This is a genomic window from Ornithinimicrobium carbonis (assembly GCF_050703245.1).
In the GTDB taxonomy this organism is placed as follows: Bacteria; Actinomycetota; Actinomycetes; order Actinomycetales; family Dermatophilaceae; genus Ornithinicoccus.
In genome coordinates this window covers 2,095,194-2,117,130 of sequence record NZ_CP192647.1, presented here as the reverse complement: position 1 = coordinate 2,117,130, position 21,937 = coordinate 2,095,194, and the positions used below count along the sequence as shown (strand labels likewise).

26 protein-coding genes and 1 riboswitch are annotated in these 21,937 nt (G+C 68.1%); of the genes, 7 read left to right on the top strand and 19 right to left on the bottom strand.

The genetic code is table 11. The features are described from left to right. Positions 1-61 precede the first annotated feature (61 nt). The 8 genes from ACQ95T_RS10655 to ACQ95T_RS10620 form a co-directional block, all read right to left on the bottom strand. Positions 62-505, bottom strand: coding sequence for a hypothetical protein (locus tag ACQ95T_RS10655; protein ID WP_431472905.1), 444 nt, complete (start codon positions 503-505; stop codon positions 62-64). Between the two features lie 28 nt (positions 506-533). Further along, positions 534-1,430, bottom strand: a complete 897-nt coding sequence (locus tag ACQ95T_RS10650; protein WP_425943907.1) for a TIR domain-containing protein — start codon at positions 1,428-1,430, stop codon at positions 534-536. Positions 1,431-2,094: 664 nt separating this feature from the next. After that, positions 2,095-2,172 (bottom strand): hypothetical protein, encoded by a 78-nt coding sequence (locus tag ACQ95T_RS10645; protein ID WP_431473820.1) that lies wholly within the window; start codon positions 2,170-2,172, stop codon positions 2,095-2,097. Positions 2,173-2,395: 223 nt separating this feature from the next. Then, positions 2,396-3,106 (bottom strand): Imm52 family immunity protein, encoded by a 711-nt coding sequence (locus ACQ95T_RS10640; RefSeq protein WP_425943911.1) that lies wholly within the window; start codon positions 3,104-3,106, stop codon positions 2,396-2,398. A gap of 12 nt (positions 3,107-3,118) precedes the next feature. Then, entirely contained in the window at positions 3,119-3,607 is a 489-nt protein-coding gene (locus ACQ95T_RS10635; protein ID WP_425943913.1) for a DUF7668 domain-containing protein, read from the bottom strand. 333 nt (positions 3,608-3,940) lie between these two features. Then, positions 3,941-4,714, bottom strand: a complete 774-nt coding sequence (locus tag ACQ95T_RS10630; protein ID WP_425943915.1) for a DUF7668 domain-containing protein — start codon at positions 4,712-4,714, stop codon at positions 3,941-3,943. Continuing rightward, complete coding sequence (locus tag ACQ95T_RS10625; protein ID WP_425943917.1) at positions 4,698-5,162, bottom strand: DUF7668 domain-containing protein; 465 nt, start codon at positions 5,160-5,162, stop codon at positions 4,698-4,700. The genes ACQ95T_RS10630 and ACQ95T_RS10625 overlap by 17 nt, the downstream gene beginning before the upstream one ends. Before the next feature lie 824 nt (positions 5,163-5,986). Then, on the bottom strand, positions 5,987-6,682 hold the full coding sequence (locus tag ACQ95T_RS10620) for a GNAT family N-acetyltransferase (RefSeq protein WP_425943919.1): 696 nt from the start codon (positions 6,680-6,682) through the stop codon (positions 5,987-5,989). Between the two features lie 635 nt (positions 6,683-7,317). Between ACQ95T_RS10620 and ACQ95T_RS10615 the strand changes: the two genes are divergently transcribed. Next, positions 7,318-8,604 carry an IS256 family transposase gene (locus tag ACQ95T_RS10615; protein ID WP_425943921.1) on the top strand — a complete coding sequence of 429 codons (1,287 nt, stop codon included), beginning with the start codon at positions 7,318-7,320 and terminating at the stop codon, positions 8,602-8,604. Between the two features lie 29 nt (positions 8,605-8,633). Here ACQ95T_RS10615 and ACQ95T_RS10610 read toward each other — a convergent pair whose 3' ends face one another. Next, on the bottom strand, positions 8,634-9,530 hold the full coding sequence (locus tag ACQ95T_RS10610; protein WP_425943923.1) for a trypsin-like serine protease: 897 nt from the start codon (positions 9,528-9,530) through the stop codon (positions 8,634-8,636). A 466-nt stretch (positions 9,531-9,996) separates the two neighbouring features. Beyond that, a complete protein-coding gene (locus ACQ95T_RS10605) occupies positions 9,997-10,932 on the bottom strand; it encodes an ornithine cyclodeaminase family protein (protein ID WP_425943925.1) in 936 nt (311 codons plus the stop codon). A 46-nt stretch (positions 10,933-10,978) separates the two neighbouring features. Between ACQ95T_RS10605 and ACQ95T_RS10600 the strand changes: the two genes are divergently transcribed. Then, the gene (locus ACQ95T_RS10600) at positions 10,979-11,632 is read left to right on the top strand and encodes a VOC family protein (protein ID WP_425943927.1); all 654 of its coding nucleotides are present in this window, start codon (positions 10,979-10,981) and stop codon (positions 11,630-11,632) included. 18 nt (positions 11,633-11,650) lie between these two features. Here the strand turns inward: ACQ95T_RS10600 and ACQ95T_RS10595 are convergent, their stop codons facing one another. Genes ACQ95T_RS10595 through ACQ95T_RS10585 form a run of 3 tightly spaced genes read right to left on the bottom strand, consistent with a single transcriptional unit; the run spans position 11,651 to position 13,903 of the window. Further along, positions 11,651-12,214, bottom strand: a complete 564-nt coding sequence (locus tag ACQ95T_RS10595) for a hypothetical protein (RefSeq protein WP_425943929.1) — start codon at positions 12,212-12,214, stop codon at positions 11,651-11,653. Positions 12,215-12,224: 10 nt separating this feature from the next. Continuing rightward, complete coding sequence (locus ACQ95T_RS10590; protein WP_425943930.1) at positions 12,225-13,679, bottom strand: sodium:solute symporter family protein; 1,455 nt, start codon at positions 13,677-13,679, stop codon at positions 12,225-12,227. Continuing rightward, positions 13,676-13,903, bottom strand: a complete 228-nt coding sequence (locus tag ACQ95T_RS10585; RefSeq protein ID WP_425943932.1) for a hypothetical protein — start codon at positions 13,901-13,903, stop codon at positions 13,676-13,678. Before ACQ95T_RS10585 ends, ACQ95T_RS10590 begins: the two co-directional genes overlap by 4 nt. Positions 13,904-14,365: 462 nt before the next feature. Between ACQ95T_RS10585 and ACQ95T_RS10580 the strand changes: the two genes are divergently transcribed. The 3 genes from ACQ95T_RS10580 (at position 14,366) to ACQ95T_RS10570 (ending at position 17,241) form a co-directional block, all read left to right on the top strand. After that, complete coding sequence (locus ACQ95T_RS10580) at positions 14,366-15,643, top strand: IS110 family transposase (RefSeq protein ID WP_425943934.1); 1,278 nt, start codon at positions 14,366-14,368, stop codon at positions 15,641-15,643. A gap of 633 nt (positions 15,644-16,276) precedes the next feature. Further along, positions 16,277-16,516 carry a hypothetical protein gene (locus tag ACQ95T_RS10575; RefSeq protein ID WP_425943936.1) on the top strand — a complete coding sequence of 80 codons (240 nt, stop codon included), beginning with the start codon at positions 16,277-16,279 and terminating at the stop codon, positions 16,514-16,516. 65 nt (positions 16,517-16,581) lie between these two features. After that, the gene (locus ACQ95T_RS10570; RefSeq protein ID WP_425943938.1) at positions 16,582-17,241 is read left to right on the top strand and encodes an alpha/beta hydrolase; all 660 of its coding nucleotides are present in this window, start codon (positions 16,582-16,584) and stop codon (positions 17,239-17,241) included. 123 nt (positions 17,242-17,364) lie between these two features. On the opposite strand, the gene ACQ95T_RS10565 is transcribed toward ACQ95T_RS10570, so the two are convergent. Then, positions 17,365-18,162, bottom strand: a complete 798-nt coding sequence (locus tag ACQ95T_RS10565) for an acyl-CoA thioester hydrolase/BAAT C-terminal domain-containing protein (protein ID WP_425943940.1) — start codon at positions 18,160-18,162, stop codon at positions 17,365-17,367. Positions 18,163-18,237: 75 nt separating this feature from the next. Then, entirely contained in the window at positions 18,238-18,747 is a 510-nt protein-coding gene (locus tag ACQ95T_RS10560) for a GNAT family N-acetyltransferase (RefSeq protein ID WP_425943942.1), read from the bottom strand. 137 nt (positions 18,748-18,884) lie between these two features. Between ACQ95T_RS10560 and ACQ95T_RS10555 the strand changes: the two genes are divergently transcribed. After that, positions 18,885-19,610, top strand: a complete 726-nt coding sequence (locus tag ACQ95T_RS10555; RefSeq protein WP_425943944.1) for a class I SAM-dependent methyltransferase — start codon at positions 18,885-18,887, stop codon at positions 19,608-19,610. 34 nt (positions 19,611-19,644) lie between these two features. Here the strand turns inward: ACQ95T_RS10555 and ACQ95T_RS10550 are convergent, their stop codons facing one another. The 4 genes from ACQ95T_RS10550 to ACQ95T_RS10535 form a co-directional block, all read right to left on the bottom strand. Then, positions 19,645-20,031 carry a cytidine deaminase family protein gene (locus ACQ95T_RS10550; RefSeq protein WP_425943946.1) on the bottom strand — a complete coding sequence of 129 codons (387 nt, stop codon included), beginning with the start codon at positions 20,029-20,031 and terminating at the stop codon, positions 19,645-19,647. Positions 20,032-20,091: 60 nt separating this feature from the next. After that, positions 20,092-20,334: a DUF6290 family protein gene (locus tag ACQ95T_RS10545; protein WP_425943948.1), complete on the bottom strand. Its 243-nt coding sequence runs from the start codon at positions 20,332-20,334 to the stop codon at positions 20,092-20,094. After that, positions 20,318-20,608, bottom strand: coding sequence for a hypothetical protein (locus ACQ95T_RS10540; RefSeq protein WP_431472904.1), 291 nt, complete (start codon positions 20,606-20,608; stop codon positions 20,318-20,320). The genes ACQ95T_RS10545 and ACQ95T_RS10540 overlap by 17 nt, the downstream gene beginning before the upstream one ends. A gap of 100 nt (positions 20,609-20,708) precedes the next feature. Next, on the bottom strand, positions 20,709-20,957 hold the full coding sequence (locus ACQ95T_RS10535) for a hypothetical protein (RefSeq protein ID WP_425943952.1): 249 nt from the start codon (positions 20,955-20,957) through the stop codon (positions 20,709-20,711). A 128-nt stretch (positions 20,958-21,085) separates the two neighbouring features. Further along, a riboswitch (TPP riboswitch) is annotated at positions 21,086-21,195 on the top strand. Between the two features lie 535 nt (positions 21,196-21,730). On the opposite strand from ACQ95T_RS10535, the gene ACQ95T_RS10530 reads away from it, so the two are divergent. Then, the gene (locus ACQ95T_RS10530) at positions 21,731-21,937 is read left to right on the top strand and encodes a YkoF family thiamine/hydroxymethylpyrimidine-binding protein (RefSeq protein ID WP_431472903.1); all 207 of its coding nucleotides are present in this window, start codon (positions 21,731-21,733) and stop codon (positions 21,935-21,937) included.

Genomic DNA, 21,937 nt, shown 5'->3' with positions numbered 1-21,937 from the left:
CATCTCGGCAGCATACGGTATCCGAATCCAAACATTCGCGGCGGTAAGGGGCACTGCCGCTTCACGCGGCGAACGGCGTTCCGCAGATCATGCAGTGGACACGGCCGGTAGCGGTGTCGGGAACCTTGAGCGGCTCGTTCGGATGGCAGGGCGGCTCGACGATCACCATGTCGCTCGGCTCGATCAACGGGTCGGGAGAGGCGGAGTCAGAGTGCCAGTTCTGATTCACCTTGAAGTCCATGCCCTTCACACCCTTGAACGCGTCGGTGAGCGAGTCCTTGACGTACTGGTCGATCTGGGGCTGGGCTGCGGCCTGCGCGAACTCGAGTTGCGCCGGTGTCCACCATGTGTCGAGGCCGGACGGCTCTCCACAGCGTGGGCAGAAGTACTGGCCGACCTGCTCGGCGTCCGGGTCACCTTCTTCGTGGTTGAACCACTTGAACTCCTGCTCACAGGTGGGGCATTCTCGGCGCAGGAAGCCGTCTTCGTCGAGCGGGATGCTCACGGGGATGCTGAACTCTTCGGTCACTGGATCATCCATTCATGTCGATGAACACGTCCTGAGTTACCGTCTCGCCAGCGTCGGTGCGGGCGGTCACAGTGATGTCGAACTGATCGATGGTGTGGGCGCCGCCGAAGAAACGGTTGAGGTTCATGACGTCGACGGTCACCGACTTGCCGCCCCCAGGGATCTTGGCGATCGGGGCGGCACGTTGCAGGTCCAGCGATGTGCCTTCTTGGACGGACAGGGTGACGTCGTACGCGGTCTCGGTGCCGCGGTTGATGACTTGCAGTTTGTCGCTCCGGCTGCCGCCCTTGTTCAGGTACTTGATATCGAAGTCGACTGGAGGCCGCTGGGTGTTTGCAGCGGGGATCCGTCGCCCGAGAACTAACCCGTCGCCCGCGGGACGGGGCGCGGTGAAGTCACCCCTGCTATGCCAGTGCGTCCCAGTGAGGTTGACCGCGCAGCCGGCGGTCTGTAGGCGGGTCGCAAGTGCTTGCCGCGACGCCGGCGAGTTGTTGATCCGTATGACATGACGACCTCCGACGTCGCTGAACGGCCTGACGTCGCCGATTTCCACCAGGACGGTCCGGTCGGGGTGTCGACCGAACGCTAGGCCCGCCTCGAACAGTACGTTGGGTCGGGCCTGCTCGGCCGGCTGCGTTTCGACGTCGTGCGGGCCGTCGCCGTAGCGAGGCTGGAGGTAGGAGACCTCGTCAGGCGTGAGCAGGACGACGACTGCTGCGACCCTCTCGAAGGCTGCATCGAGAATCTGCCCGACGTACGGGCTTCCGGTGGCAGTCAGTTGGACTGCCTGGTCCCACTCCATCGGCGCGAGGTCGATGCTGCGCAGGAAGTCGAACATGGCGTCAGCGAGGGCACGATTGCGTCCGTGCACGACGAATACGGCGCGGTCGTCCTGGGTCATAAGTAGTTCTGCCTCCTTCGGATTGCTCGAAAGTGTGGTCGAGTCCGAAGGTAGCAACTACCACTGACAGTGAAGAGGTCGTCGCGCGGACAGCCTGGAACTCCGCGCCTCCAAGTCATCACACGGTGAGCTGCTCCCGCGGCGTGAAGGTCGTCTAGGTTTGTGATGGCTAGCCATCCTGTACACCCCGGTCACATCATTCTGGGCGGAATGACGCCACGACGCGGCCGCCGACCGGAGGACCGCTGAGCGGCGGGCGTCGTGCTGTCACGTACATCAGCGTTCCGGTTCACAGCGCCAGCCGTCTGGGGGGCCGGAAAGGGGAAGCCACGCGCAAGACACGAACGCTCGAGGGCTGGGGTCGCCGCCTGAGCTGCTGTTATGTGTTGACGGCGATCTCGAAGGTGTGTGTCCCATGTGGGCAAGTCCCCCTCCGGACACCAGGCAGTGCTCTGACCTGCGGAAACGCGGTCATACTTCTCTATCGGCGACTTGAACCCCCACGTGGTGAGAGGCTTGGCCCCGAGCCTGATGCTTGGGGGACTTCCCGCCGACCTCAAGCGCGACCAACGGCTCTGTCCCGAATCCCTGCCGGCGCGGGAGTCCACCACGACCAAGTGGTCGGTGCCTCGACTGTGACGATGCCGCACAGGCCATGATCCGCCTATTTCCCCCCGGGGCAGTCGAGTCTCTCGGCCGCTCGTTCGACATCTGTGCCTTGGCAGCAGGGGTCGAGCACCACGGCCTGGACATCGCGGGCGGTGGAGACCTGACCGTGGACGCATGCCTCCTCTTCCAAAGACCCCGGCCCCTAGCCCCGGACCGGCGCGCCAGCACTGCCTACACCCTCATCCCGTGAGGAGCCGGCAGCCCCAGCGCTGCGACATACCCCACGTTAGGCGGCATCACCGACAGATCCGCTGACCCGCGACAACGACAACGGCGCTGCTCGAGAGATGTGCAGGTCAGGAGCCGACTTCAGAGCCCCCGCCCCGCAGGTCCAGCGCACCAGCGCCGCGCAGAGCCTCCCGCACCGACAGGATTCGCTCCTCGGTTACTTCAGAGAAGGTCGGTGCCGCACTGACCAGCACGCCGCCGGCCATGGCGACGCTCGCCAGCTCATCGGGTATGCCGTATGCCGGCACCCCTCGCAGGTAGGTGAGCCAGCCGACGACAGGTCGCCCCGGCTCAGCTCCCTGGGCATTGCGCCACGCGTCGGTCGTCCACGTGACCCAGACCGGCTCCCACGCATTCACGAGGCTGTCGAGGACGGCCCGGGCAACCGCAGGCTCGGTGAGGGTCTCACCCTCCCCACCGCCCGACAGCTGCAGCACCACGTTGTTGCCGATGGGCATGAAGGTCGCTCCGCATTGGAAGGTCAGCCCGACCGACGGTGTCTGGCCGTTCCACATCCCGCCGGTGAAGCCGAGCTCGTCGATCGTCTCGTCGTCGACGTCCCTGCGGGCCCGTCCGCGCTCGACCAGGGTCGTCAACGACCCCGGGTCCACGTCGACCGGACGGCGAGCGCCTGCGCGTGAGCGTCCCTTGTGGCACCACGAGGTCAGCGCGGGGTGCGCCCCGTGGAGGCTTTCGAGGCACCGTGCCAGGCGTGCGGCGCAGGTCGAGGCCGGCTCGGCGCGGGCTCCCCAGTAGGCACCGACGTACATCGCGCTCATCGCCCCTCCCGGTCACAGCACATGGGCGCCGATCACCTGCACGCGCACGTCGTCCGCACCTCGGTCGTCGATGTCGGCCTCCAGCGACAGGCGGCTGGGACTCTGACCGGCTGTCCAGAGCGACAGGAGGACGGCATACCGGCCGGGGCCGTGGTCCGCCGAGGCGAGGTCCGACCATCTCCACCAGTCCTCCGGCAGGTCGACGAGCCGGTCGGGGTAGGCCTCCAGCCCCTCTCTGACCATGGTGTGTGAGGGGTGCCCGACCAGGGCCAGGACACCGTCCCGGGCCAGGCCGTCGAAGTCACCCCGGGCGAACCGGGAGACCACCTCGCGCAGGGCGGGTCGCCAGCGCTCGGGCACCGCATTGTCGCCAGGCATGGCGAGACTGGCGGCCGGCTCGTCCGCCGACACACCCGTGAACCCCGCCCACTCCGGGACACGGTCGACATCCTCGACACCGACGATCCGGGCGTCGAGGAACCCCCGCGTGCCGACCGGCACGAGCCGCAGGCGCAGACCGCGCCGCGCCGCCCCCCTCGTCGGTCCACACCGGCACCACGGTCTCGTGCTCCACCGGCGAGGTGCCCTCGACAGCGACGAGGACCAGATGCTCGTCCAGCCACGACCACAAGGCGTCTGGGTAGGGACGCAGCCGGCCCTCGAGGCCGACCAGACCGTCCCGGAGCTCGTCGAGACCCAGGCCATCCCGGCCGGTGAAGAGAGACAGCTCGCCGGCCGAGAGCGCGCCGATCACCCCGCCGAACGCCGAGACCACCTCGGGTCTGCTGTAGGCCACTCTTCCCCCTCTCCCCGGACGACGGAACCGCCGCCGACTCACAGGGTATGGATCCTCTCGATGCGCAGGGTGACCGCGCTCCCGTCATCCCGGACCTGCCCCTCGAGGGTCAGGTCGCTGCGTCCTTCCTCCGCGGTCCACAGGTCGACCGACACGTCCCAGACCTCCGCCTCGTCCGTCGGTTCGTGGTCGGTGAAGGGCCAGGCCTCGTCGGGAAGGTCGACGAGGGTGGCGGGATACTCCACGAGCCAGTGCTCGAAGCCGAGGTCGTCGGGGCCTTCACGGGTCGGCGCGACCCCGTCCCGCACCAGGCCGGCGAAGTCGCCGGCCGCCAGGCGGCAGACGGCACCCGCGACGACCGGTCGCCATCGCTCGGGCACCGGCCGAAGACCCTCCTCGGGAGTGCCCGGCGGGCCGGGAGGGGGAACCACCGTCGCGCCGCGCACGTCACCCGGACGAGTCTGCGCCTCGGTCGGCTCAGCGTCGACGAAGGAGAGCACCTCGGGCCGGTAGCCAGACCCGTGCTCCGTGACGCGGACCAGCAGCCCGGCCCCCGTCGGGCCGTCAACAGTGACCAGCGGGACGACGATGTCGACCTGGTCCGGACGCCCGCCGACCGGGCGCGCCGTCAGCTCGCGGACGGACTCGGGCGAGAGGGGCAGCAGCCGGCCACCAAGGTCCGCCAGCCTCTCCCTCAGGTCCGCCTCGTCCACCCGCGAGAACGGCCGCACGGCGCCGAACGCCTCCTTGACGAGGATGTTGAGCGGGAACACGGCCGCCTGCCGCATCCCCCCGTCAGAGGACGTGGACACTCGTGACCACGACCCTCACGCTCGTGTCGTCGTCGTGCACCTCTGCTGTCAGCGTGAGGTCGCTGACCCCTTCCACCGCCGTCCACAACGGCAGCGTCACGTGATAGACGCCTGGCCCGGCATAGACCGGCAGGTGATCCGACCACGCCCAGGCCTGGGGTGGGAGGGGCACCAAGGAGTCGTGATAGGCCTTGAGGTTGCTCCTGACCATGTCACCGGGCCCACCGACGTGAGTGATCACGCCCTCCCTCTCGAGACCCTCATAGTCACCGGCGGCCAACCTGTCGACCATGCGACGGATCAAGGGACGCCACCCCTCGGGTACGGGGTGCTCCATCGGCACCAGCGGCTCCGTCAGACGAACCTCCGGCGGGCGCGGCTGACGGGCCGGATCCGGGACCATGCCCGTGACCTCAGGCGGTGCCACGACATCCTCGAACCCGATCACGTGACGTCGAAAGGTCGACTCGAACCCCGACGGGACCAGCCGGACGCGGGCAGCTCTCCCCGCCATGCCGGTGTCCGTCCACAAGGGCACGAGGGCCTCGTACTCGACCGGGTCCGTCCCCGGCACGCTCCGAGGTCGCACCGAGCTCTCGAACCAGGGCAGCGCCTGCTCCGGGAGCCTGCGCAGCGGTGCACCCACTGCCTTGACCCCGGCCTCCAGCTCCACGCGGGACAGTCCGCCGGCGTGCGCGATGGCATCCAGGTCGTCGCTACCGAAGAGATTGGACAGGACGGCGAGCGGCATGAGCATGTCCCGCCGTTCCTCACGTCCACCCCCCCTGCGTCGCAGCCGTGCACACAAGCACCATACAAGGGACACCGGCAGGGGGTACCGGCACCGCGTGGATGAAGCCGATTTGAGCGGTCACGAACCGTCAGATCACCGCGGTGGAACTTGTCACCATCGCGGCAAAGTCGGACGAGCGTAGCCGTCCTCCACGCGGCCGTACAGGGCGCTGAATGCCCTACTTACGCCGCGACGCGTACGGACGGCCGAGCGCCATGACGCCGAGAATAACGAGCACCATGGTCAGGATTCGGAGGGCGACTGAGCCTGTCACTTCGTCGATCACTGCGCCGGCCACCACAGCCAGCCCCGCCCCGAGTCCCCCGAATACTGGAACCCTCCAGTTGTCCGGCAGTATGCGTGCCTTCGCGGCGCGCTGCGGATTAGTGGTCACAGGGGTGAGCCTGCCATACCTAGACGCGACGAGGCGTAACCGCTCGGCGGCAGAACCGGACATTCATCCTGTTCAGGCGGCCGCCTCAGAGTCGGATGGCGAGCTGTCGGCAGTCGTCCTGGAATGAGAAACTCTTAGCGAGCTGGCGTGATGGCTGGTTGGCATCAAGAGAGCGCCAGCGGACGATCCCGTGCAGGTCGATGGCGTCATGTACCGCCGCAGCTGCGGCGTGCTTTCCGTGGCCACGTCCGCGAGCGTCGGCAGCGACGATCACACCGACGTCGACGGGGTCGCCATCGAAAAGCGTGAGGCCTGCAGCGGCGACTGGTTCTGCGTCGTTGTCGCGCACCAACCAGGTCTTGTGGACGTCATCACTGTCGAAGCCGCTCTCGACCCACTCCTCGGCGGTAACGCGCCCCTTCAGGGCGTGGACCACCTCCCCTGCGTCAGCACGGCGGGCCCGCTGTGAGCGGGGAACTGTGTCAGCCGTGTCGAGGAACGCATGGACGCTTGGCCCGAGCACCGTTCCTTCCGGAACTCGGTGACGCCACCAGGCCGGGTCGGTCACCGTGGCCGCGTCGACGCCCCAGGTGCGCACCGTGGCAGCCATCTCAGGCGGAGATGAGACGTACGCGCGACCGTCCCGGAGGATGGCGTAAAGGCCGTGGTATCCCTCCAATACCGACGTGTGGCTGACAACGACAGAAGACCAGTCGGCTGGAATCTCGGGAAAGAAGGCGGCCCAGTAGCGGTTGATCCTCCGTCTGGTCTGATCCCGCACTCCGGGTCCCATCCTCTCGCAGCGATACTTCATCGTCGGCCTCAGGCAGGCGCAGCGCCGGCACGACGCCCGCCATCGGTACCAGCCGAAAAGCGCATCGCTGCGTCCCTGTCCGCCGGCGGCCCAGCGCGACCAAGTTACGTTACGCTCGGCGGGCTGCTCAATGCACGCAGGGCGGCAAATGAGTGCGTCTCTTGTTGCTCCGGGAGAGTGTTGGACCGGATTTAGGCAGTAATCGCGCGTCTGCTTCAAGGCCAACTGCGTGGGCGCTGTCAGGGACTGCCGAGCTTTCTTCTCGAAGGTCTAGTCCTTGTAGGTGCCGCTGGCGCCGGCACGGTCGAGGCGCCGGCGGCCGGCCTGCGCACGTATGTCTCATCGCTGCCCCGCCCGGTTATGAGCGCCGCAAAGTGGAACGGTCCTGGGAGCGTGCGTTAGTGGATGTCGAAGGGCCGGCACCCGCGGGTGCCGGCCCTTCGACATCGCTGTTGCGTCAGCTGACGAGAGCAATGATCAGAACCTGTGGATGGCTCTCGGCGGGGTGACGTGAATGTGGCGTACCTCCCGAGCAAGATCTGAAGCCCATAGAAGTTCTGATCAGGGTCGGCGTTGGCGCGCCGGCTCGGGAAGGTACGCCCATGCTCAAGGTAGTCCAGGAGAACGACGGGTCCAACGTCGACGCGGCCACGAGTGGTGGGTCGCTGCTGGATCAGATCGTCCGTGACGGCGCGAGGCAGATGCTCGCGGCGGCGCTGCAGGCCGAGGTCGCGGCTTACATCGCGGCCCACGCCGAGGAGGTCGACGAGCACGGCCACCGGCTGGTGGTCCGCAACGGCTACCACCAACCGCGGGAGGTGAGCACCGCCGCGGGTGCGGTGCCGGTGCGCCAGCCGCGGGTCAACGACCGCCGGATCGACGAGGCCAGCGGGCAGCGCAAGCGGTTCACCTCGGCGATCCTGCCTGCGTGGGCGCGCAAGTCCCCGCAGCTGGCCGAGGTGCTGCCGCTGCTGTACCTGCACGGCCTGTCGAGCTCGGACTTCGCTCCGGCCCTGGAGCAGTTCCTCGGCTCGGCCGCCGGGCTGTCGGCCAAGACGATCACCCGGCTCACCGAGCAGTGGCAGGACGAGGCGGTCGCGTTCAACCAACGCTCCTTGGCTGGCACGGACTACGTCTACGTGTGGGTCGACGGGATCCACCTCAAGGTCCGCCTCACCCAGGACAAGGTCTGCCTGCTGGTCATGGTCGGGGTCCGCGCCGATGGCACCAAGGAGCTCGTCGCGCTCGAGGACGGGCACCGCGAGTCCACCGAGTCCTGGGCTGACCTGCTGCGCTCGTGCAAGCGCCGCGGCATGCGCGCCCCCGTCCTCGCGGTCGGCGACGGTGCCCTGGGGTTCTGGCGTGCGCTGCGCGACGTCTTTCCCGCCACCGCCGAGCAGCGCTGCTGGTGGCACAAGATCGGCAACGTGCTCGCCGCGCTGCCCAAGTCGGTGCACAAGGACGCCAAGGCCGCCCTCGCCGAGATCTACAACGCGCAGGATCGCGAGCACGCCCTGGCCGCGGCGAAGGCGTTCAGCACCGCCTACGGCGCGAAGTGGCCCAAGGCGACCGCGAAGGTCACCGATGACCTCGACGTTCTCCTCGCGTTCTACGACTTCCCGGCCGAGCACTGGATCCACCTGCGCACGACCAACCCGATCGAGTCCACCTTCGCCACCGTCCGGCTCCGGCAGCGCGTCACCAAGGGACCCGGCTCGCGTGCGGCAGGCATCGCGATGGCGTTCAAGCTCATCGAGTCAGCGCAACGACGCTGGCGCGCGGTCAACGCACCCCACCTCGTCGCCCTGGTCCGTGCCGGCGCCACCTTCGAGAAGGGCAAACTCGTCGAACGACCCGAAGAGTCAGGAGACCACCAACACGTGGCGTGACACGCCGATCCACAGGTCTTGACAATTACTCAGCTGACGAACTGGCTGAGCCAGGCGAGGTCGTCCTCGGTGTCGATGCGGTAGACGCCGCTGGTGCCGGCGCAGGTGGAGTTGACGCCGAATGAGGTGACGGCCACGACGGTGGTCTCGTCCTCGATGAAGGTCGGGCCGCCGGAGTCGCCGAAGCAGGTGCCGCCGGTGTTCGCGTTGTTGGTCAGCACGACGTAGGCGTCGTTGGCCTTGCCGCCCCCGAACTGGCGGTAGCCGATGAGGTCACCCCCGGCCTTGAGCTTGAGCCAGTCGGCCTGGTCACCACGGCCCTGCCCGTTGCTGTCCGGTGTGGCCCACTGCAGCCCGTAGCCGACGGTGGTGTAGCTGTCGCGGTCCTTCTTCCGGGTCGCGAGCTGGGTGTCCCAGTAGTTGAGCGTGGGCAGGGTGCCGTAGTCCTCGAACGTGGTGTCCTCGGCCAGGATCATCTGGTCCACGATTCCGACGTCGTGCAGGTAGAAGGCGCCGTCGGTGTAGTCGGGGTGGGTCAGCGCGTCATAGCTCCAGGCGTCGGCCGCCAGCTCGTTGGTCTGGTCGATGGCGTCGGCGAAGACGACGAACTCGCGGGCGAAGCGGACGTCCTGCAGGTCATCGGCGTACCAGACGGCGACCGCGTCCGCGCCGGAGGTGCAGTGACCGGCGGTGAGGTAGGTGTCGGCGTCGAGCTGGGTACCGGTGCAGCGCCACCCTGCGAAGAGCTCGTCGTCGGTCATGTTGCCGTCCTCGTCCAGGTCGTCCCAGACGTAGGCGAGCATGAGTCCCACGTACGGGTGTTCATTGTTGTCCGGCTCGCCGTACTTGACGGCTGCGGCGGGGACTACGGTGGTGGCTACGAGGGCCAGGCCGGCGGCGCCTGCCAGAAGGGTGCTCTTGCGCATCGTTGCGTCATCCTTATTGGGAAGTGGTGTGAGGTAGTACACACTAGGTCTTCGTTTCCGGCTGCGCCACAGGCCGGAACGACGTCGGGCAGACTCCCGGGTGCACGTAGGCCGTCCACCTGCTCATCTACGGTCGTCCATCGATACACCGGAGCCGTCGTGACTGCATGTGGCGAGCTACTCGCTCCCTGCGCTCCTGTGCTTTCGCTTCCGTTCCGCGATCGGGGGCCTCGGGCGCGAGCACAACCGGCGGCATGGTCGGACGCTACGCGTTCACGGCGGCAGATGAGTGTGTCAGCCGCGGAGGCCATGTTTCACCCATCATGGACGTGTGCGCAGGGTGCGGTGGAACCGCTCATCTTGCCGCCGGTGACGGATGGCCGCCATATCCCCCAGGTACGGGTCCGTACTGCGGCCGGCCACCGGTCACCCGACTGACCAACCTCCCGGACACCACACCTAGCGCTTAAGCGTCCCCCGCCTCGACCACGAGGACCGCGGCGACCAGGTCCTCCAGGGCACTGCCTACCGACTTGAACAGGGTCACCTCCGCTGCGGCGCGTCTTCCGCCGTGTCGCCCGGTCACCAGGTCGGCCAGGGTGCCGTGGACGTCCGTTTCGGTGAAGGTGCCGCGCTCGAGCGGGCCGGCAAGGTCCCCGGCGTGCAGCGCCTCGGGCCCGTCGATGAACACCTTGGCGGAGGTGACCAGCGCCTCGTCCGCCTCGACCATCTGTGGGGAGAAGGCCCCGATGAGGTCGACGTGGGCCCCGGGGCGGACGTCCTCGGCCAGGATCAGGGGTGTCGTGGAGGAGGTGGCAGAAGTGATGACGTCGGCGGTCCGCACGGCGGCCCTCAGGTCGGCGACAGGCTCGGCGGCCCGACCCTCGGAACGAAGCTGATCGACCAGGGCGGCCGCCCGTTCGGGGCGGCGTGCCCAGACCCGCGTCAGCTCGACCTCACGGACCACGGAGTAGCAGGCGGGGACGGCAGCGGCTACCTTCCCGGCCCCGATGACCAGGTGCTCATTGACCTGGTCCGGCCCCAGGTGGTCGGCGGCGAGGGCACTGGCCGCCGCGGTCCGCCAGGGGGTGAGCTCGGTGGCGTCCAGGACAGCGACGGGCTGTCCTGTCCGCGCCTCGAGAAGCAGGTAGCTGCCGAGGATGCTGGGCAGGCCCTCCGCCCCGTTGCGGGGGTAGTGCCCGACGACCTTGACGCCCACGTAGCGGCCGCGTTCCCAGGCGGGCATCACCAGCAGGGTGGACTCGAGGTCCTCGTCCATGGGCAGGTGCATGCGCGCCGGTGCCTCGATCCGGTTCTGACCGGCGAAGGCTTCGCGCAGGGACTGGACCAGCGCACCGGGGTCGACACGAGCCCGGATGTGGTCGGCGTCCAGGACTCTCATCGATCTACCCAAGCACACCGGCGCGGGGTCCAGCATGATGGGCATCATGCCTGTCCAGCTGGACCACCTGGTGCTCACCGTCCGCGACCTTGACGCGGCGGTCTCGGACTTCGCCACCAGGACGGGGGTGGAGCCGGTGGCTGGCGGGAGCCACCCGGGTATGGGCACCCGCAACGCCCTGGTCGGGGTGAGCTGGCAGGGCGCCCGACGCGCCTACCTGGAGCTCCTGGGGCCTGATCCGGACCAGCCGCCGGTGCCTCCCGAGCGGACGATGCTGGGGGCGGGCGACGTCTGGGGTCAGGCCCCTCGCCTGCACGGGTGGGCCGTCGAGGCCCCCGGGACCGCACTGGATGAGGCCGTGGAGCGGGCGAGGCAGGCGGGTGTCGACGTGGGCCGGCCGGTGGCGACCCAGCGTCGCAGGGCGGACGGCACGCTCCTGTCGTGGCGGTTGGCCGCCCCCTACCCTCTGGGGCTCGGGGGGGTGCAGCCCTTCCTCATCGACTGGCAGGGCGGGGCCCACCCTTCGGACGCCGACCTGCCGTGGCTGGAGCTCAAGGAGCTACGGGCTGAGCACCCCGACCCGGTCCTCGCGGTCCGCGTGATCCGCGCCCTGGGGGCGCAGGTCGACGTGGCAGCGGGGCCGGCGCCGCGCCTCATCGCGGTGGTCGGCGCCCCCGCTGGTGACCTGACCCTGACCTGACCGGTGCACGGTGGAGCGTCACCAGCGCGAGGCAAGGTACGACTCGTCCGCGCCCGTGACCGCGTTGACGGTGGCCACGTGCCCGGTCCGCGTCTGGAAGCGCCACAGGGGCAGGTGCTGGATGACGACGTCCAGGATGCGGTGGCGGGGCTTCCTCAGGGCGTAGGAGCGGTTGATCTGCCGGACCTGCACGTCCTGCACCAGCTCTACCGCGCGGTCCCGGTCGACGACGGTGCGGTGCACAGCCACCAGCTCGCCGTCCATCCGGGCCCGGTACTCCCCGGCCCGGCCGGCGTGGCTGCCCCACGCCTCCTCCTGGACCGCAACCTGACGGACCGGGGGGACCGCCTCGAGCAGGCCGCGATACTCCGAGACCCCGTCCACGAACACCAACCTGCGTCGGACCAGGGGCGCGAAAGGAGGGCGGTCGGCGATCACCTCGACCCGCGCCACCCAGATCGGGTGCAGGAGCAGCTGCCCGGCCGTCTGCGTCAGGCTGCGGCGGACGCGGCGGCGCACGCCGGCGCGAGCCGCCTCCTCGGTCAGGATGTCGTCGCCGACGACCGTCAGCGCAGCGGTCACCGAGACCTGCTCACCGTCCGACGGTCTCGGGCTCGGCGGCGTGGTACCGGGCCACCAGGTCCTGCTGCCGCGGCGTCGTCGGACCGGTCACCAGGCTCACGACGATGACGAGTGCCAGGCTCAACGGGGTGGCGATGATGGGCTCGGCGTTGGTGGGGAACCAGCCGCCGATCATCAGCACCACGAAGGTCGCAGCCCCTCCGACCATGCCGGCCAGGGCTCCCGCGGTCGTGGCCCCGCGCCACCAGATGCCCAGGACCAGGGGGGCCCCGAAGCTGGACAGCAGGAACCCGCCGACCCATCCCACCATGACGGCGATCAGCCCCGGCGGGTCCAGGGCGAAGACGATGCCCAGGCCCACGGCCAGGAACATGACGGCAAGGCCCACACCGGTGACTAGACGCTCCGCCGCCTGCCTGTTGATGACCCCCTTGTAGAGATCGTGCGCAACACCAGCGGATATTGCCAGCAGCATGGCATCGGCCGAGGACATGATCGCAGCGAGGAGGCCGGCCAGGATGATGCCGGCCAGGATGCTCGGGAGGTACTGCTCGATGGCCAGGATGAAGATGAAGTCGCGGTTGTCCAGCTCGTCGATCCTGCCCATGGCAGCCCCGGCGGTCGCGACCACGGCACCGGCGGCGAACAGCACGGCATAGATGAGGGTTGCCCACATGGAGGAGCGTCGGGCCACGAACGGGCTGCGGGAGGCGAAGTTTCGCATCACCACCGAGGGGGAGATGATGCCGAACCAGATGAAGGCGATGAAGATCCCGAAGTAGGACATCCAGGGTTGGGTGACCTCACCGAAGGCGGGGTCGACCGTCAAGGCCTCGTCCAGCAGACCGGCGAAGTCCCAGCCGCGGGAGAACAGGATCGCCCCGGCGAGCACCACGATGCCGACCAGCATGATCATGCCCTGCACGAGGTCGGTGTAGGTGATGGCCCACATCCCGCCGAGGGCGGCGTACAAGGTGAATCCCAGCCCGAGGACGACCACGGCGGTGCCGTAGTTGATGCCCAGCACGTAGGACCCGATGAGGCCCGCGGCCGTCAGCTGTGGCACGAGGTAGAAGGTCATGGCCAGGACCACGATGACGGCCGCCACGATCTGCACGCTGACGCCGAACCGCTGCCGGAAGAAGTCCGGCACGGTGCGGACACCGGACTTGCTCAGCTGCCCGGCGACCAGAAAGATCACCAGCGGCAGCGCCCCGACAACGCCGAAGGCGTACGTGACGAAGTAGGGCAGCCCGAGCGCCACGCCTCCGCCGACGGCACCCATGAGCGAGCTGGAGCTGGCGATCGCAGCGAAGATGGCGAAGGCGCCGACGAAGGTCCCGATGCTGCGACCGGCCGTGAAGTAGTCGTCCTCAGAGCTGCGCGCCCGCTTGTAGAAGTAGATACCGACAACCGTCATACCGACCAGGTAGAGGCCGACCAGGACCGACTCGGTGACCCTCATCGCACAGACTCCTGCGACTCGAGCCGCTCCACCCAGAAGACGAACACGAAGGACAGCACCACCCACAGCGCCACGCCCAGGGACATCAACGGGATGACCAGGGAGATGCGCCCGATCAGCACATCGGCCGGCCACCACGTCCAGACGAAGACGCTGTAGAGGATCACGACGACGAAGGAGATGAGGCCTGGCTCGTTCCGGAGCCGCCGGCGGGTCGTTGACATAGAAGATTGCCTATCACCCTCAACGTATGGACACAAGACGAAGTCGTGACAGATGCAACGCAGATCGACGGAATGCCCGGGACAGCGAGGCGTGGTCGGGATGGCGCACGCTGGCCCCTGCAGCTCGTGGACCAGTCGTTCCTGTGCACACGTGCAAGGTCGCCGCGTAGCCATCGTTCACCAGCGCTGGGCGGCGCATCACCCGTTGGGCGCAACGTCACTCCACGTCAACACGCCCATGGGCAATACCTGCGACCACGCCCCTGCGGCCTGTCGGACGGCCGCCAGGACAGCGGCATAGGAAGACGTTAAGCGCTGGGGTCTGGACGTGTTGACGTCCTCCTGATGCGCTTGTCGGGCTTGGTTTCCCATCGCTGTCAGGAGGACGTCATGAGTAGCGGTAGTGGTGTTTCGCGTGGTGACCGGAACAGGAACGCACGGCTGGCTCGGCTGCGTGCTGCGGTGCCGACCTCGAACGCGATCGTCGGGATCGACCTGGCCGACGTCAAGCAGATGGTCGTGGTGTGCGACCACGACTCCCGGGTGCTGGCCCGGCGCACCTTCCGGTGCAAGGCCTGGGACCTGGGCTCGGCGCTGGACTGGGCCGCCGCCCACGCCGCCCGGCACGGGTTCGCCGGGGTCACGCTCGCCTGCGAGCCGACCGGGCACCGGTGGCGGATCCTGGGCCAGCTCGCGGCCGACCGTGGGATGAGCTTCGTGTGCGTGCAACCGACGATGTCTGCCTGGGCCCGCAAGTCCGAAGACCTGACGTTCGACAAGACCGACGACAAGGACGCCGTGCTGATCGCGCGGATGACCGCCCAGTTGCGCTGCTACCTTCCCGAGCCGGCTGATGAGACCTGGGGCCGGCTGCGTCACCTGGGGAATCGACGCGATGAGCTGCTGGAGATCCACGGCTCCTCGGTCCACCGGCTGCGCGACCTGCTCGAGTGCGTCTGGCCCGCGGCCCTGGCCACGGCGGCCTACCCGTTCCGGTCGACCACGTGGGTCGCCGCCCTGGTGGTTATCACCGCCCGTGACGGCGGGGACCTGGAGCGGACCCGCCGCCTGGGCGCGGCCCGGTTCGAACGGATGGTCCGGGTCGAGGTGACCAGGAGGGGCAAGACGCGCCCCTGCCTGCGGATCGTGCGCAACCTGTTCACCGCCCTGTCCGACCCCGCCGGCGTGCACACCCACCGTGCCGGCGCGTTCGAACGCATCGCCTGGGTGCTCGACGACTGGGACCGGGCCCGCACCCAGCAGGGCGACATCGAGGCCCAGATGACCGCCGTCCTCGACGAGCTCGAGCTCACCGCCTTGGTCACCACCATCCCCGGCCTGTCCCCGGTCGGCGCGGCCGCGATCCTGGCCCACACCGGAGACCTGAGGCGGTTCACCTCCGCCCGCGCCGTGGTCAAGCACGCCGGCCTGGCACCACGGGAGCGGATGTCGGGCACCTTCACCGGCAAGGCCCGCCTCAGCGGCGCCGGGCGGCCCGAGCTACGCACCGCCGCCTGGCGAGCGGTGTGGGGCTGCCTGCAGACGAACAAGGTCTACGCCGCCCGCTACCGACACCTGACCACCCGGGAGACCAACAGACTCAAGGCGACCCAGGCCCAGACCGTGATCGCCGCAGCGATCCTGCGCCAGCTGCACGCCGTCGTCGTCCACCGCCAGGCCTGGGACCCCGCCATCGCCACCGGCCACGCCCGCGCCCAGGAACCGCTCGTGGCCGCCTGACCCCAACGCGACCTCGCATCAGGCGTCGCGCGTCACCAGCAGGGCCGGGGCGAGCCCTCCGCGGCATTGAGAACCCCTAGGTATCTCGTCGCACATCATGGGCCGCCCCCGGCCCGTCGTCACCAAACCCGATCACACGCTGCAGAGCCACCAAGCTCCATCACCTATGCAGGGACGACGACGGGCACAGGGCACCGGCCCCCTCTTGACGTACAACGCCTCACGCTCATGGTCGGACGCTACGCGTTCACAGCGGCATGGTCGGACGCTACGCGTTCACAGCGGCATGGTCGGACGCTACGCGTTCACAGCGGCATGGTCGGACGCTACGCGTTCACAGCGGCATGGTCGGACGCTACGCGTTCACAGCGGCATGGTCGGACGCTACGCGTTCACAGCGGCATGGTCGGACGCTACGCGTTCACAGCGGCATGGTCGGACGCTACGCGTTCACAGCGGCATGGTCGGACGCTACGCGTTCACAGCGGCATGGTCGGACGCTACGCGTTCACAGCGGCATGGTCGGACGCTACGCGTTCACAGCGGCAATACCGGATGGATTCGGGTGCCGCTCCCGGCCGGCCTCGCGCTGCGCGACTAGACACACTGCAGCTGTTGAAGCGAGGCTGAGGCATGTCCGATCCGCACCTGCTGCGCGCAGTCGCTCAGGCACTCGCTGATCCCCACGCGTTCCTTGCAGTCATCGTGGAAGCGGAGGATCGACGAGCCGCCGTTCACGCTCTCCAGGAGAGATATGGCTGGGATGAACACCAGTCAGAGATGGTGATGGACATGTCGTTCAAACGCGCCACCCGGGCCGACCGCTCCAGCATCATGCAGGAGCTCCGACTCGCGGGCGGCGCGGAAGCATAGCCGTGATCGCGGCAATAAAGGGAGCGCCTGGGTCGCTGACGAATGACTCGTCTACTGTCCCTTCAGTGAGGTACTACGTGCACGGAGCGGGTCGCTCCGGCGAGCAGGCATGGCTTGCGCAGGCGGCTGAGACGGCGGTCTTCGCCGACCATGGATCGGTGCGCAGCGCCGCCGAGAAGGCAGCCATGGTGGGACAACAGGCACCCGCTGGTCCGTACGCCGTGGTCGCTCACTCCCTTGGCGCGGTGATATCCGTGCTGGCCATGCGCGGCCACAATCTGTCTCCCTCGCACCTTGTGCTCGTGGAGCCGGCGCTTTACGACGTCGCACGTGGGAACGCAGCCATTGAGGCGCATATCGAAGCGATGACCCGTGCACGCGACAAGGCCAAGGAGGGAGATCTGTTCGGCTACTGGCAGATCGTCAAGCCGATGATGTTCGGCCAGACCGCCACGAGCGACGCCTGGACCGAAGACCAAGAGATCGCGGCACGGTTCGCGAGCTTGGAGGCGCCGTGGGGCCACCAGATCGACCCAGCCTTCGTGCGTTCCGTGCCGACGCTTGTCCTCACTGGTGGCTGGAACGACGAGTACGAAGCCATCGCCACGGTCCTGGCACAGGCGGGTGCGTCCGCGGCGGTCCTCGACGGCCAGGGCCACCGAGTCCAAGACCACCCCGACTTCCACGCAAGTGTCGAGAACTTCTTGTCGAGCAACCACCGGTGACCGCACCCAATCCGCTGGGAGCGGCTGGGCCTGTCCATCAGGACCGCGACACCCAGCAGTCCCTAGCGCACCGCACGCCAGCGTGCTCAAGGCGGCATCTCCGGATGCATTTTCGTCGACACTTCAGTGGAGCCGGAGAATTGTCAAGAGGTGGGGCCAGGCCAGTCGGCCGAGCGCCGAATCGGCCTCGGTGGTGCCTCCGCGGGCCATAGCTCGCCCGCCGTCAGGTGCACGTTCCCCGGGGAGAACAGTGCGGTGTCCGGCCTCAGGCACGTGCACATGGGCGGTGTCGAGACCGTGGGACGCGCGCCGGCTACTGATGGCGCGCGCGAAGTCGACGGAGGGCCAGACCTGGTCATCGCCGCCGCTGATCAGGAGCAACTCGGGGATGTTCTCGACGCGGATGGTCGCCTGTTCGAGCACTTCCGCGGATACCGCACTCAGGGACGCCCGGTACACAGGCAGGTAGCTGGGCGGCCCCTGGTCAAGTTCGGGAGTGGATGGTCGTTGGATGGGGACGAAGGGCAGGCAGCGTCCCTGCCAGCTCCAGTGGGAGGTCCACCGTTGTTGGTTCTCGTCATAGCCAGCCCAGATCACGTGCGAGGGGGCGAAGGCGGCCACGGCGCGTACGCGCGGGTCGAGGGATGCGGTGGTCAGGGCTGCCTCGGCCCCGAAGGAGACCCCGACGATCGCGAGCGAGTCAGCTTCCTTCGCGAGGTGGTCCAGCGCCGAGGTGAAGGTCTCGATGGGGACCTCCCATGGCCCGGAGGGTTGACCAGGTCCGCCGAACCACTGCAGAGGGAGCGCGAGCGCCCCATGCTCTGCCAGCAGCATGGCCCGCTGGGTGTCGACCCGGCCGCTCGACCCGGCCAGGACGAGTACACCCGTGCCGGTCGGGTGCGCTGGCCGGAAGATCTCCACGCCCGTCACCGTAGCCGCGCTTCACTCCCCGCAGGGCAACCATGCCGATGTCATCGCGGCAGTTGAGTGCGTCGCTCACCTGACCATGCGCACCTCAACGAGATCGTGCAGCCTGGTTTCAATCTTCTCGGTTCCATCGAGATCGAATCCATGCTTGCGGTAGAACGCGATGGCTCTGGCGTTCTGCTGAGCGACCCACAGTTGGGCAGGTTGCTCGCGCAGGGAGCCCTCCAGGAGTGCGGTCGCGACGCCGGTGCCGTACCAGTCGGAGAGAACGTACAGGGAGTACAGCTCCTGGTCCCGTGCGAGGTTCTCGTCCTGGGCGGGTCCGGCGAAGCTGAACCCAATCACGTGACCGTCGGCCACTGCTGCGCGGACAGTTTGATTTGCACCTAGGGTGCTCAGAAGTGCCGCCCAGGAATTGCGACGGCGTTCCAGTGCGGTGTCGTCGTAGAAGGACTCGGGCAGCACCATTCCGTAGGCGTCACGCCAACCTTGCACGTGAACGTGGGCCAGGCCATCGACGTGCTCCATGGCCGGCGTGACGACCTCGAAGCGGGGCGGAGGCGTCCGCATGAGTTCCATCCTTGCATCCCGCTCCAACCAAGGCACGACGCGGCACCGTCGCACGACGCGCCCGCAGCGGCAAGTGAGTGAGTGCAGAATGCGGTTGCCCCTCCTCGCCTTGCACACTGGCATCTTCCACTCGCGAAAGGAACTGCGTGACCTACGACGATCCACGCCTGGCAGTGCTGTACGACCTCGACAATCCCGCTGGCCCCGACCACGACTTCTTCCGACGGTTCGCGGAGAACCTCGGCGCCGAGCACATTGTCGATCTCGGCTGCGGCACTGGCCTGCTCACCGTGACCTTGGCCGAACCGGGTCGGACCGTGACGGGTATCGACCCCGCGGCAGCGATGCTCGAGCGGGCGGCTGCCCGGCCCGGGGGTGAAGCTGTGAACTGGGTACTGGGCACGGGGGACGCGATCGCGCCTGACACGGCCGACCTGGTCATCATGAGCGGGAATGTCGCCATGCACATCATCGGCGACGACTGGCACACAACGCTGGCCGCGATCGCGCGCGGTCTGAGGCCCGATGGGCGCCTGGTGTTCGAAGCACGCAATCCTGCAGTGCGCGCCTGGGAGACCTGGAACGACCCGGTCGCCGAGCGAGAGACACCCGTTGGGTTGCTCCGGGAGTCCCTCACCACGCAACCACCGGACGAGGATGGCGTCGTTGTCATGTGCTGCCACAACGAGTTCGTCGATACTGGTGATGCCCTCGACGTGGCGCAGCCACTCCAGTTCCGCAGCCGCGAGCAGATCGAGGCCGACCTGCTCGCCGCCGGTCTCGTCACCGTCAATGTGTGGCGCGATTGGGCACAGACGCCGTTCGGCGGCGCCGAAGCCCTGATGGTATTCGAGGCAGCGCGCCCTGACTAAGCGCGGCGGGGTGACCAGCTGCAGTAGCGCGTGTTCAGTCCACGGGCCAGCGGTAGGGCATCAGGTCGCCGAGACGCACGACCTCTGTCTGGTTGACCAGCACCTCCGCGTCGAAGTTGTGCGGTGACAGTTGAAGGATGAACTCGCGGCACCGACCGCACGGTGCGAGTACCTTGTGGTCGGCGCCGACAGCAACCATGCGAACGACGACGTTCTGGCCGTGTGTAAGCATGGCGGCCGCGGCGGCGTGCTCGGCACAGAAGCCAAGTGATGATGCCGTATCGACGCAAACTCCCACGAACACCTCTCCCTGCACGGTCTCAAGAGCAGCGCCGACCGTTCCACACGATGCTGACGGTGATAGTTGGCGTGGCGCCACCACATCGGTCGCTCGTTCCCGAAGATCATCGAAGTGCGCCATGTGACCACCCTCGCACGCAGGCTGCACGACAGGATCGACCAGCGGCAGATTAGTGCGTTTTCAGGCGCTCTCTTGGTCTAGCCGTTCGAGGATCCAGGAACGCACCAGCGTAGACGCAGGTAGGTGCTTGGCCTCGGCCACGCTTTGGACCCGCGCCTGCTCGTCGGCGCTCAGCCGTACGGAGTACACCTGCGACCGGTTCGGGCGTTTGCCCTCGGTTCCTGCCGGGTAGGGGTCGTCCTTGGTCCGCTCGGACTCCTCGCGCAACCCGGAGATCAGCTGGGGGTCAACAGTCTTGGCCATCGTCGAGTCCTTCCTGATAGATCTGCAGGTCGGCCCCGGTGGCCGGCCAGGCATTCACTCCGTGCAGCTCGCCGTCGAGATCGCGGTAGGCGATGAGAACCAGGACGCGGCCGGCAGAGGGTGAGCGGCCGATGAACCTGGAGGCGCCCATGCGTGACTTGGGATCCGGCTCCAACGCCACCATGTCGGCGTCGGCCAGGAGCTCGCGGGTCCAGTCGGGGTCGATGTCCAAGGCGTCGGCGTAGCGACTGGAACGGGAGCTGATGTAGTCCATCGACTCGACGTCCCAGTGAAGCTCTGCACTCACTACCTCAGTATGTCACTGAACGACGATGTAGTACAGAGTTTCAGTGGGGCGGCCCACTGCCGATCGTTCAGGAGGTCAATGACGTTGACGCGACCCGCGGCAGATGAGTGCATACGGCGGCGCTGCCCGAAGTCCTGATCCTCAGCTCCGCCGCTGCAATACTGCGGCATGCCACTCGCTCCTCCCGGTCCGCGGCGTCGTACTCGGCCAGGATCGCCGCCTTGAACTCGGCGGTGAACGAGCGCCGCTTGGGACGGTCAGCACGAGGAGCCATGGCCCCATCATCGGCGCCGACGTCAGCAACCGTCATCGTCATCTCAAAGTGTCCATTTCTCGCCCCGTGCGAGGTCAGTAGCAGATCAGCGGTGGTGTCTCACCTCATCCTGACGCACAGGGCTTGACGAACGCCGTGTGGACAACCGAACGCCGCCTGACTAGTCTTGTCACCGACCCCCGGGGAGCGCTGGGAAGAGCGCTGAGAGTGCGGAAAGTCCGCAGACCCGTACACCTGATCCGGTTCGTACCGGCGTAGGGAGCAGGGCACTCGCCGTCGTCGGACGATGGCGGGTCTCGTCGAGGTACCCTCGGGCCCGAGAGAGGGACCGTGATGAGCACGTCGACCACCCGGCCGAGCCGGCCGGCCACGACCACCGCTGGAACCACCGCAGGCGCCACCCCGGCCGAGCTCGGGATCGGCTTGCGGTTCAGCATCCATCCCCACACCGACGACTTCGTCGACGTCATCCTGGGCGCGCTCGCCGACGTCGCGGCGGCAGGCCTGACCAAGGGCCTGGTTAGTGAGACCGACGAGGTCAGCACCTACGTCGGCGCCAAGGACTGGCCCGCCGAGCAGCGCCTGGCCGCCTACCTGTCCGCGGTCATCGCGGCGGCCTACCGCCGCTCCGGCGGCGGGCACGTCGTCGCCCACGCGCTTTTCTCGCGTGGCTGCCCGGGCGAGGTCGCCTGCGACCTGTCGGTGACCGGCCTGCCCAGCCCGCGCCCGTCGAGCTGGAGCCGACCGGCATCCGGGCCGCGGCCCAGTGGTCGCTGTACCCGCTGCTCGACGGCGGCAGCGACGCGGGGGACCACATGGCGCACATCGAGTCCGCCATCGCCGCCGCCCACGATCGCGGGACGGCGGCGTTGCCGAACCACTACGCCACCAAGCTCACCGGTGACGTGTCCGAGGTGCTGGCCACCGCCGTCGACGCGTGGGCTCAGGTCGGGGCCCACGTCCCGCACGCCGTCACCCACCTGACGATCTCGGTCGGCTCGCCGAGCCAGGCAGAGGGCTGA